Genomic DNA, 12,111 nt, shown 5'->3' on the forward strand with positions numbered 1-12,111 from the left:
TTATTCTGTAATATAATTCCGGATCACGATCTGTAAAGTTTCTCTTCCCTGATAACGGTTGATCTCAGGATAATATGTGACCGCCATACTTCCACAGTTTTTTATTCTATCAACAAATTCGTCCGCTTCGCCAAAATATACTGCTTCCACTACACAACCAGCGCCATCTGACAGCTGGAGCTTCGCCACATTCCTATTTTTGCCAAGAATACGGCTGCTTAAAACCCGAAGTCCCTTCTGTGCAAAAATCGGTTTGGTATTTCCTTTTCCAAAAGGCTCCAGCAGGGATATCTCTTCCACAAGTTCCTTATTTATATAGGAAACCGGCATTGGCACATCGATCAGGATCTTTGGAGTCAGATCCTTTTCTGTCAGAGTACAGTTTTCGTTTAACCGTCTACGGAACTCTTCCACATTTTCTTCTTTAATGGATAATCCGGCAGCCATAGGATGACCGCCATACTGTTCCATCAGATCTCCGCATTTTACCAGTTCCTCAAACATAGAATAGCTTTCTATGGAACGTCCGCTGCCTTTCACCATTGTTTCACCTTTTGTCAGGACAAAGACCGGTTTATTGTACTTTTCCCGAATACGTCCTGCAATAATTCCAGCCAGACTTTCATGACAGTCCGGTAGATAGATCACAAGAACCCTGTCCTGTCCGATTTCTGTCTCTTCCACAATACGGATTGCCGCTTCCTTTCCCTCTTCTGTGAGAGCTTTTCTGCTTTGATTCAACGCAGTCAGATCGCCGGCAAGTTTTGCCGCTTCATCCTCCGTCTCCGCACAGAGCAGTTTCAGGGAACGTGCAGCGGTATCCAGTCTTCCACTGGCATTGATACATGGTCCCAGCACAAACCCTACATGATAGGCAGTGATCGGCCCATCCTCCAGGCCATTGGCACGGATCAGTTCACGGAGACCTTTGTTAAAAGTGTGGGGAAGTCGTTTCAGGCCTTCCTTTACAAGGATACGGTTTTCACCCTGAAGATCCATCACATCTCCCACCGTGGCAATGGCTCCTAATTCCAGAAAATCTTCCAGCTCTTTTTCCGGAATCCCACATGCCTCATAGAGAGCTGTCACCAGCTTCAACGCAACAACTGCTCCGCACAATCTTTTCTCCGGATAATTACAGTCCGGTTGTTTTGGATTTACAATGGCATCAGCCGGCGGAAGGATCAGTTCTCTTCCATCTTCCGTTTCTTTATAGGGAATTTCATGATGATCGGTTATTATCACCGTCATTCCATTCTCTTTAGCCATAGTGATTTCATTGTACGCCGCAATTCCATTATCACAGGTAACAATTACGTCAATCCCATCATTCACTGCTCTTTCGATCAGGTGCTCATGGATTCCATATCCGTCCGCCACACGGTCCGGAATATATGTATCTGCCAGAGCTCCTGCACGCTTCAGTCCTTTGATCAGAATGAAAGTCGATACTACCCCATCAATATCATAATCGCCTATAATACGGATGCGTTTTTTTTTCTTTATTTTATTCTGCAGGATCTGCACTGCCTTATCCACATCTTTCATCAAATGCGGAGAAGCCAATTCTTCCACCGTTCCATAAAGATATCTACGAATTTCATCCCTATCCTGTACATCCCGATTTCGGATCAGTCTGGCGATCACCGGATCAATTCCGAACTCTTTTCCAATTGCCGCAAAATCCGCCCGTTTTGCAGCAACAACCCATCGTTCCATGTTGTTTCCTCCTTGATGCTTTGCCGCTTTCTTTCTTCAAAGCAACACAATAACCGTATTGTAACTCATACTCCTGCATAGCCGCAAGTTTTTTATGTCACACAAAAAAAACGTTCCGCCAGGAAATTTTCTTTCCTGGTACGGAACGTTTCTGTTATTCAGCAGTTTTATTCAGATTTTTCCTCATCCTTCTGCTGCTTTGCTGCCTCCTGCGCTGCAAGACGCTCGGCAACTCTTTTACGGTTTTTCTTCTTCGGCTGCTGCTGAACTGTCTGCTGTCCGGATGGCTGTTTTACCTTTTTCTCGGATTTCTCGGCAGAAATCTTAGTTGAAGCTGCTGCAGCTGCCGGTGCGGCAACACGATTTTTTCTGAATGTTTTCATAGTGTACCACAGAGCACCTGTGATGCATACAGAGGAATATGCTCCGCCGATGATACCTACCATCAACGGTGCTGCAAACTCTTTAATTGAAGAAACACCCATCACATAAAGAATTGCAACCATTACAAACGTTGTCAGGGATGTGTAAATGCTTCGTGTCAAAGTCTCTGTAACACTTGTATTTACGATCTCTTTCAGTTTCTCATCCTCGACTTTCTTTCTGCCTCTCATATTCTCACGGATACGGTCGAAGATGACAATGGTAGCATTGATGGAATAACCTACGATTGTCAGCATACACGCAATAAATGTATTTCCTACAGATGTTCTGGAAATAACATAAAACGCAAGTACAACCAGAACATCATGAAGAAGCGCAAGTACTGCACTGCTTGCAAATCGGATATCCTTGAAGCGGAACCAGATGTAAAGAAGCATAAAGATCGCAGCTACGATAACCGCTACGATAGCGTCTCTTCTCATCTCATTGCTGACAGTAGCGGAAATATTCTCCGATGTGATCAGACTTGTATCTACATCAAAATTTTCCTCCAATGCCTTATTCAGTGCTTCACGTTCCTTAAGATCCAGAGAACGTGTTTTGATCACAACCTGATTGGTTCCCTGCACCTTGGTCGGCTGTACATTCTTATCACCTGTCACTGCCTCAACAACCGGTGTTACCTCGGAATCGATTTCCTTGATATCCATCTCTTTATTGAAGGTTACATTGGTAGAAGTACCACCAGAAAACTCCAGACTGTAATTCATTGCTTTGTCCCCGATCACATTACTGTGGACCAGCATTCCTACAGGCCCGCAAAGGATCAGGATAATTGAAACAACAAAGAAGATTTTTCTCTTTCCAATGAAATCCACAACCTTACGTTCCTTGGCAATACCATAGAATTTCGGGTCACGAACGCCAATTGCATATACCGCATTAATAACAAGCCTGGATATGACCAGTGCTGTAAACATGGAGATCACGATACCCATTGCCAGTGTGTAGGCAAATCCCTTAACAGAACCGGAGCCCAGCCACATCAGCACACAAGCCGCAATCAGTGTTGTGATGTTTCCATCAAAAATAGCGGAAAACGCTTTGCTGAATCCACTTTTGATCGCTGCATGGACAGAAAGACCTGCCGCGATCTCCTCACGGATTCTGGCGTAAATGATAACATTGGCATCCACTGCCATACCAATGCCCAGGATGATACCTGCAATACCCGGAAGCGTAAGGGTGATATCAAAGGCATTCAGTGTGATCAGCATTAAGGTTGTATAAAGAACCAGTGCAATAGATGCAACCAGACCTGGAATACGGTATGCGATGATCATGATCAGCATAACGATCACAAGACCGATAGCTCCGGCTTTTACACTTGTTGCAATGGCTTCTTCACCAAGCTGTGCAGCAACTACGCTGGAACGAAGTTCGGTAAGCTCAAGACTTAAAGAACCGATTCTTATGTAAGAAGCAAGATTCTGTGCCTCTTCTGTACTTGCCATTCCGGTGATCTGCGCTTTTCCACCGGAAATCTCCTCATTTACATTCGGAGCGCTTAAAACCTGATCGTCATATACAATTGCAATCTGCTTTCCAACATTTGCCTTGGTAGCTTCCGCAAATTTGGTTTTTCCATTCTTTGTAAGAGTCAGGCTGACTGCATATTTCTGGGAGCTTGTGGATGAATCCTGATAAGCACCTCCCTCAGCGTCTGCAACGTCTGTACCTTCCAGTACAACAGATCCGGCTTTCTGGATATCCTCAATACTTCTTGCAAGAACATATCCACTCTCACTGTTTCCTGTTGTAAAATTCTTGTTTCCGTCTGCATCTGTCTGATCGATAAAATACAGAGAACCTGGCTTTCCAAGTTCTTCCAGGATCGCATTTGCATCTGATACTCCTGGAATCTCAATAGTGATACGGTTGGAACCTTCCTGATATGCCTGTGCCTCAGTACTGTACTGAGAAACACGCTGCTGCATCTTGTAAACAGTATCGGACATATCTTCCTTGCTCGGATTGCTGTCCTTAGCCTGGTATGTGATGCTGACACCGCCGGCAAGATCAAGTCCGGTATTGATGTTCTTAGCCGAACCTGTTCCTGTAGGACCAATGCCTACCGCAGCCACATAGCAGAAGAATACTGTGACAATTGCTGTCAGAAGCAGCACTGCAATTCCTCTACTTTTCTTCATTTTCTTTTTCCTCTCTTATTCCGCCAAAGCGGCTTTTATCATGATAGCGCACTCCACACGCTTCCTCTGGAGTTCGCATCCGATCTTATAATTCCCCCGGATATCTCCGCCGAAGTGGTAACCATTTGCCGCACAGCCGCCGCTGCAGTAGAATCTGGCAAAACAGTCTTTACAGTCCGGTTTCGTATAGACATTACATCTTCCAAAGTCTTTTACGATTTCAGGCTTTGTGATTCCCTCGTCTACATTACCCATAAGGTACTGTTCCTCACCAACAAACTGGTGGCATGGATAAAAATCTCCCCACGGAGTAACAGCCAGGTACTCGGTTCCTGAGCCGCATCCGGAAAGTCGTTTATATACACACGGACCACCGGTAAGGTCTATCATAAAGTGGAAGAAGTTGAATCCTTTTCCTTCTTTTTCTCTTCTGATCATTTCTTTTGCAAGAATGTCATACTGTTCCAAAATCTGTGGGATATCCTCCTCACGGATCGCATACTCTTCTGTATCTGCTGCCACAACCGGCTCAACAGAAATCTGTTTGAAGCCAAGGTCAGCCAAATGCAGAACATCCTGGGAAAAATCAAGATTATGATGAGTAAAGGTTCCTCTTACATAATACTTGTCCTGATTTCTGGATTCCGCAAATTTCTCAAATTTCGGCATGATCAGATCATAGCTTCCTGCACCCTTACGGAACGGGCGCATGTAATCATGAACTTCTTTTCTGCCGTCCACGCTTAAGACTACATTTCCCATCTCCTTATTGCAGAATTCCATCACCTCATCATTTAAAAGAACTCCGTTGGTTGTCAGTGTGAAGCGGAATTTTTTGTTATGAAGTTTCTCCTGTTCTCTTCCGTATTTCACAAGATCCTTTACAACCTGCCAGTTCATAAGAGGCTCGCCGCCAAAAAAATCCACTTCCAGATTCTTTCTGGAGCCGGAATTAGCGATCAGGAAATCCAAAGCCTTTTTTCCTACTTCAAAAGACATCAGTGCACGTCTTCCGTGATACTCTCCTTCTTCTGCAAAACAGTATCTGCATGCCAGATTACAGTCATGAGCAATATGAAGACAAAGAGCCTTTACAACAGTCTGGCGGTTTTTGGTAAATTCATCAATGATATTCTCATAAATATCTTTTGTAAAAAGCATTCCCTGCTCCTGAAGCTTCTTACATTCAGTTACAGATGTTTCCACATCCTCTTTTTTAAAACGGTCGCCAAGCTTCTCAGCTATGGCGTCCGCTTCCATGCCTTCTTCAAGATATGGCAGTACCTCATAGGTTACTTCATCTACAAGGTGGATACAGCCACTGTTGATATCCAGCACAATATTATATCCATTACTTTGATAACGGTGAATCAGACTCATCTTCCCGCAATCCTTTCTAAAATTCTTTTATAACCCGACAAAACGCGCCCTCCGGCGCGTTTTGCTGGATACCTGTTACTTCAGATAAAACAAGTGAAGCAGCGGATCTCCCGCTGCTTTCCACTCATTCAACGGCTGCTTCTTATTTATGCTCGCAGCTCTGGTTTCCTACTGTACAGGAAGTCTTGCAAGCAGACTGACAGGATGTCTGACATTCGCCACATCCACCCTTCTTAACCGTGTTCTGAAGGTTCTTTGTATTTAATGTCTTGATATGTTCCATGATATATCCTCCTTTATGTATTCTATTCTTCGCCTAGTATAGCATAAAATCATCGATTTTCAAAGCATTTTTTTGTAAGCTTTTACGACAGCATCCCACCAATGGCTCCGCCACCAAGACACATAAAAAAAGTAGTCAACGCATGGGCAAATGTCATATCCCATTTCCCCTGTGCCAGAAAAGATACCAGAAGCAGCAGAACATAATAGGAAAGCCCGGTAACGATCCCCCAAATATATCGGTCTTTCCGTATGATCTTTCCCGCCATAAAACCTCCGGCCAGGCAGGATACCACATAAATAATAATGATCCCTACCGCCGCCGTCCCTCCTCCAAATCCAAACTGAAAGAGCAAAAATGCCAGTATCAGAAGAAAAAGTCCTGTCACTCCATAGGCCAGCAGCAATGATCGTAATATTGCTTTTCCCTTCATAAAAAAGCCCTCCCACAGTCATTATATGGGAGAGCTTTTTCTCTTATTCTTATTCATTACTTCTTTCTTTTCTTAAAAAACACAGCTACACCGGCTACAACTGCCGCTGCCACAAACAAGATCACAAACGGAAGAATCTGGGTGTTATCTCCAGTATTTACCTGTTTCTTGGATGTTGTTGCAGAAGACTGTTCTTCAGCCTCATTCCCCGCCGTATCACTGTTCTGAGAAGAAAGCTGTTCCTGATCCGTGCTATCTGAAGTCAGATTCTGAGATGTCTCCGCCGCATTGGTGTCTATACTGTCTGTTTCTGCAGGATCTGCAGCATCTGAAGACGAAGCATCCGAAGACGAAGCATCTGCTGCAGGTGTAATCGTTGCACCGGTATTGCTTTCAGCATCTGGCCCTACCAGAGATTTACTTCCGGCAATGCCAAATGGGCTGAATGAATGTGTACTGAAAGTCATTGTGTCACCATCCACGCTTGGAATGATGGTCTCCATTGCGCCATTATCAAGAAGGTGCTCAATAGAATATGTATAGCCGGCCTTTACAGGTACAGTCACACTGATATACTCTCCATCCGGAATTTTATACTCTGTATTATTCTGTGTATCCCAGAGTTCAAACTCATAGGATTTAAAGATCGTTGCATCTTCTTCATTGGTAAACTGATAATCCTCACCACCGGAAACACGAAACTGTACATACCACGGAAGATCAATTCCTGATACCGTGATTCCATCACAGGTATGATTTTGAGACGCAATTTCCTCTTTTTCTGTTTCTGTCAGATCGGTAGCTGCATTCTGAGGGCGTTTATCCTCTGTATCATCTTTCCTGTCAAAAATATTATTCTTGTTTTCTTCAGCATCAGGAGTCTCCGTGATTTCCGGGATCGCGGTGATTTCAGCATCGTTATTTTTTTCATGATTCTCATCGTCTCTGCTCTCAGATGCTGCATCAGGATCCATATCATCTTCTGCCGCCGGAGTTATCGTTACAGCAGGAGTTTCCGCAGCTTCTGCTTCTTCCCCATCCTGAGTTTTATTATCCTCAGATGGTGCAGCTGTTACCTCCGGAGCTTCCGTTATCTCCGGATCCCTTTTTTCCTCTCCACTGGCATCTGCTGCATCTGCTGTATCTGAAGAATCTGAAGAAGACTGCTCCGTTTTTCCTGTTGTCTCCGAATCTTCTTTATTTTCATTCTCCTGAACACTGTCAGCCTGCAGACCTTCGTTCTTCCCTTCATTCTCTGCAGTGCTGTCCTCTGTTTCTTTTACGGAAGTATCTGCATCACTCTCATTGACGTCAGTTCCATTTTCCTCTTTATCATCAGTTTCGTAGGATTCTCCTGAATCAGAAGAATCGGAGCTTTCCTCACTTCCGGAATTTTCCTCTGTACTGTCAAGGCTGCTGACCACAACTGTCACGGAACCTGTAAGTGTTCCTGAATTACTGTCCCACCCTGGAAGACCTGAAAGGTCAGCCCCTGCAGCAGGTTTGAATACTACCCCACAGGATTGTACACGTTTGTCCGGAACATAAGAACTATCTGCCCAGGAAAGAGTTCCATACGCATTAGATGGAAGCGCAATGTTAGCAAGAGCTGTAGGGCTGTCAATAGTTATATTATCCGGGATCACAGCACCGGATTCTATACCTGAAGAGTTCTCCGCATATGCCGGAAAGGTCTGTCCTCCGATCAGTGTCATGGATAATGCCGCTGCTGCCAGTATTGAAAAGCTTCTGCTAAATGTATTCTTTGTGTTCTTTTTCATAATAATCTGCACCTCTATATTCAAAATCTAAGATTCATATTTGCCTTTTGTCAAAAAATTCAGTTATATAAAATATCGAACGCATGTAACATGCGCTCGAACCAATATTTCTCCAAAAATTAATATCTTGTTAATCTTTCGTAACAGATATTTCGTTTTTTCGTCAAATGCATTATAACACAATTCTTTTTTTTACGACACCCCTAAATTAATTTTTTTTGATCATCAATGAAAATTGTTTAATTATTCTAGTTATTTCCCCCATTACTTCATCAATTCCATCATTTGTCATAATCCACGTATTTTTATCTATAGAATCCACACAACACGAACTCACAAAGAATTCCGTATCCGGATAAAGCAACTTGTAATACATCAATGCACGCCTTGCATGACAGGTTTTACAGCAGAGAATCGCCTTTTTGATATCCAGGTATTCTCTGTCTGTTACCTGTCGGGAATAAATTGCATTCTCATAAGTATAGGTTGCCTGATCTTCTTTCAGGATTGCTTCTTCTGGTACACCATTCTGCATCAGGACATCTTTCAAAAAATCCCATTCCGTTTTGTATGTCCCACAATAACATTCTTTCTTGTCAAGAACTCCTGTAAATCTTCCTGCTGTGATGCTGTATCTTCCACTGGGCAGAATCTTTGGTGCAAACCCATTCCTGTAAAGCTCCGCTGCTTTTTCCGCCATTTGAGGATATCCGTTTCCCGGAATAAAGATCACATCCGCTTTTTCCGGCTTATCTTCTATAAACATGAAATCGTCTATCTGTTTCAGAAACTCTTCGTACATTATTTTCTATGTCCTTTCTTTACCATCTGCAGCTAAATCCCGGATCAAAAGATATTTATCTGACAGATATCCCTTATCCAGCTTTCTGTATTGCCTAATCATATCACTCTTTCGTGGCAGATGCACTAACAGATCATCTGTTTTCTATTTTGTAACGATCACTGTGCTATATCCTCTGTCCCTCAGCCTTTGTTCCATATTGACCGCATTTCCAAGCTGCATATATGCTCCTACCTGAACTTTGTAAAGATCATTCTCTCTCAGGATAAACGCCGGAAATCCCTGATCTGTCAGCTGATACAACATCCGGTCTGCGTTTTCCCGGTTTCGAAATGCTCCTGTCTGTACTCGATAATATAATGGTTCTTCCACAGTTTCCTCATTCAATGTTCCCAGAATGGCATCTGCGATGCTTCTGGCAATCTCTTCGAATTTTTTTTCGAAAAGCTGATTATCCTTTTCCGAGTTTATAAATCCGGTCTCGATCAAAAGTGCCGGCATTTTTGTGCGCCGGAGCACTACCAGCCCGGGACGTTCTTTCACGCCCAGTTCCCGAAACCCCAGTTCTCCCAATGCTCCCAGGATATTCTGTGCCATCTGATATTTAATGCCTTTCTTATCATAGACTAATACTTCAACTCCATTGTATTGTTCGGGCCCGGAACTACTGTTGCGATGAAAAGAAATAAAAAAATCTGCTCCGGCTTCATTTGCGGCTTTCGCTTTTTCAAAAGGAGTCTGATAAATATCGGTAGTCCTGGTATAAACCACATCCACGCCGTTCTCTTCCAGGATCTTTCCTACCGCAAGGGTCAGTTTCAGATTGTCATCCTTTTCCTTACGTTCTTTATAAACAGCACCTGGATCTTCTCCGCCGTGTCCGGCATCCAGAACGATTTTATATGCCATGTTCATTCTCCTCGAAAACTACATTCACAATATGATATGACCTTGTGTTTTTCTCTGTGCCTGCATTTCATTTCATGCTTTATTTTGTTTTTCCGGATCTGTTTATTCAACATATTTTCGCGTTAATTCTTCTTGACTTTTAAGCGTTAAAGTGTTATATTAACACAATCAGAGTTGCATTTTTAAATAATCCAAAAAATGCAGCAATATCGCGAGGAGGAAAACAATATGAAAAAGCGTATTTTAACAGCTGTACTCGCAGCAGCTCTTGTAACAGGGACCTGTGCTGCAACAGTAAGCGCCAAAGAAGAAAAGACTTACACAATAGGTATCTGCCAGCTGGTCCAGCATGATGCACTGGATGCCGCAACCAAGGGCTTTGAGGATGCGATCACTGAGAAAATGGGGGATTCCGTAAAATTCGACGAGCAGAATGCACAGGGTGATTCTAATACCTGTTCTACCATTATCAACGGCTTTGTTTCAGAGGGGGCAGACCTGATCCTTGCAAACGCAACCTCATCTCTTCAGGCTGCAGCTGCCGGAACTTCCGATATCCCGATCCTCGGAACAGCCGTTACCGAGTACGGTGTCGCTCTTGGGATCGATGACTTTGACGGAACAGTAGGCGGGAACATTTCCGGTACTTCTGATCTTGCTCCTCTTGATGAGCAGGCCGATATGCTCCATGAGCTTTTCCCGGATGCAAAAAATGTCGGACTTCTCTACTGCTCAGCAGAGCCGAACTCCCAATATCAGGTAGATACTGTAAAAGATGCTCTTGAGAAGCTTGGTTATACCTGTGAATATTATGCATTCTCTGATTCCAACGATCTTTCATCCGTTGTTACCACAGCTGCCAATGACAGCGATGTGATCTATGCACCTACAGATAATACTGTAGCATCCAATACTGAGATCATCAACAACATCTGTCTCCCGGCAAAGGTTCCGGTAATCGCTGGTGAAGAAGGTATCTGCAAGGCATGCGGTGTTGCAACACTTTCCATCAGCTACTATGATCTTGGATACAAAACCGGCGAAATGGCAGTCAGCATCCTTCAGGATGGTAAAGATATCTCCAAAATGCCGATTGAATATGCACCAAAATTCACAAAAGAATACAACAAAGACATCTGTGACGAGCTTGGTATTAAAATTCCGGATGGATATGAAGCAATCGAAACAGAAGAAACAGCTGAATAATCGGTAAAAAACCTATTATACACTGATACAGCGAGAAGGGAGTTACCCTTCTCGCTGTTCGTGCATAAAAAAGAGGAGGATAATTTAACATGCAGATTATGAGTTTAATGACCGCACTTCCGGGAGCTGCCGCACAGGGGCTTATCTGGGGAATCATGGCGATCGGTGTGTACATTACATTCCGCATTCTTGATATTGCGGATCTTACCGTTGACGGAACTTTATGTACAGGCGGCGCTGTTTGTATCATGATGATGCTCAGCGGACACAATGTATGGGTGTCCATGCTGGCTGCAACAGGAGCAGGACTTCTGGCAGGTCTTGCCACCGGTATTTTTCATACCTTTATGGGCATCCCGGCTATCCTTGCCGGAATCCTGACACAACTTTCCCTTTACTCTGTTAACCTGAAAATCATGGGAAAAGCAAACCAGGCGATCAATGTTGATAAATTTAATCTTCTGGTATCCCTTCGACGTGTCAAGGGTGTTGTTCTGACACAGAATACGCTTTTTATCGTAGCAATTATGATCGTTATTCTGATTGCAGTCCTTTACTGGTTCTTCGGAACTGAACTCGGATGTTCCCTGCGTGCGACCGGATGTAATCCAAGTATGTCGCGTGCACAGGGTATCAACACAGATCGTAATAAGGTTCTGGGACTGATGCTTTCCAACGGACTTGTTGCTCTTTCCGGTGCTCTTCTCACACAGTATCAGGGATTTGCAGATATCAACATGGGACGTGGTTCCATCGTTATCGGTCTTGCTGCAGTAATTATCGGTGAAGCGATCTTCAGCCGTATTTTCCGCAACTTTGCACTGAAGCTGTTAAGCGTTGTATTTGGTTCTATTCTTTATTATCTGGTACTTCAGATTGTTATCTGGATGGGAATTGATACAGACCTTCTTAAAATGCTTTCCGCACTCGTCGTTGCATTGTTCCTTGCTTTCCCATACTGGAAGGGCAAATACTTTACAAAAGCCAAACAGGGAGGTAAATGA

General features: G+C 43.6%; 10 protein-coding genes. 2 read left to right on the top strand and 8 right to left on the bottom strand.

What is annotated here, in order from left to right:
• The 8 genes from recJ to MUB50_RS11735 form a co-directional block, all read right to left on the bottom strand.
• Entirely contained in the window at positions 1-1,719 is a 1,719-nt protein-coding gene (gene recJ, locus MUB50_RS11700; protein WP_244791162.1) for a single-stranded-DNA-specific exonuclease RecJ, read from the bottom strand.
• 167 nt (positions 1,720-1,886) lie between these two features.
• Positions 1,887-4,313 carry a protein translocase subunit SecD gene (gene secD, locus MUB50_RS11705; protein WP_244791164.1) on the bottom strand — a complete coding sequence of 809 codons (2,427 nt, stop codon included), beginning with the start codon at positions 4,311-4,313 and terminating at the stop codon, positions 1,887-1,889.
• 15 nt (positions 4,314-4,328) lie between these two features.
• Positions 4,329-5,693, bottom strand: a complete 1,365-nt coding sequence (gene scfB / locus MUB50_RS11710) for a thioether cross-link-forming SCIFF peptide maturase (protein ID WP_173753145.1) — start codon at positions 5,691-5,693, stop codon at positions 4,329-4,331.
• Between the two features lie 142 nt (positions 5,694-5,835).
• Positions 5,836-5,976, bottom strand: a complete 141-nt coding sequence (gene scfA, locus MUB50_RS11715) for a six-cysteine ranthipeptide SCIFF (RefSeq protein ID WP_015524633.1) — start codon at positions 5,974-5,976, stop codon at positions 5,836-5,838.
• 82 nt (positions 5,977-6,058) lie between these two features.
• Positions 6,059-6,409, bottom strand: a complete 351-nt coding sequence (locus MUB50_RS11720; RefSeq protein ID WP_244791166.1) for a TIGR04086 family membrane protein — start codon at positions 6,407-6,409, stop codon at positions 6,059-6,061.
• A gap of 56 nt (positions 6,410-6,465) precedes the next feature.
• On the bottom strand, positions 6,466-8,190 hold the full coding sequence (locus tag MUB50_RS11725; protein WP_244791168.1) for a hypothetical protein: 1,725 nt from the start codon (positions 8,188-8,190) through the stop codon (positions 6,466-6,468).
• A gap of 208 nt (positions 8,191-8,398) precedes the next feature.
• Positions 8,399-8,992: a YdcF family protein gene (locus tag MUB50_RS11730; RefSeq protein WP_244791170.1), complete on the bottom strand. Its 594-nt coding sequence runs from the start codon at positions 8,990-8,992 to the stop codon at positions 8,399-8,401.
• Positions 8,993-9,136: 144 nt separating this feature from the next.
• Positions 9,137-9,901, bottom strand: coding sequence for an N-acetylmuramoyl-L-alanine amidase (locus tag MUB50_RS11735; protein ID WP_118515609.1), 765 nt, complete (start codon positions 9,899-9,901; stop codon positions 9,137-9,139).
• A gap of 228 nt (positions 9,902-10,129) precedes the next feature.
• On the opposite strand from MUB50_RS11735, the gene MUB50_RS11740 reads away from it, so the two are divergent.
• Both MUB50_RS11740 and MUB50_RS11745 read left to right on the top strand, forming a co-directional pair.
• Positions 10,130-11,107, top strand: coding sequence for an ABC transporter substrate-binding protein (locus MUB50_RS11740; RefSeq protein WP_244791172.1), 978 nt, complete (start codon positions 10,130-10,132; stop codon positions 11,105-11,107).
• Positions 11,108-11,196: 89 nt separating this feature from the next.
• Entirely contained in the window at positions 11,197-12,111 is a 915-nt protein-coding gene (locus MUB50_RS11745) for an ABC transporter permease (RefSeq protein ID WP_118515605.1), read from the top strand.

It is taken from the genome of Blautia sp. NSJ-140, assembly GCF_022868965.1.
GTDB lineage: Bacteria > Bacillota > Clostridia > Lachnospirales > Lachnospiraceae > Blautia_A.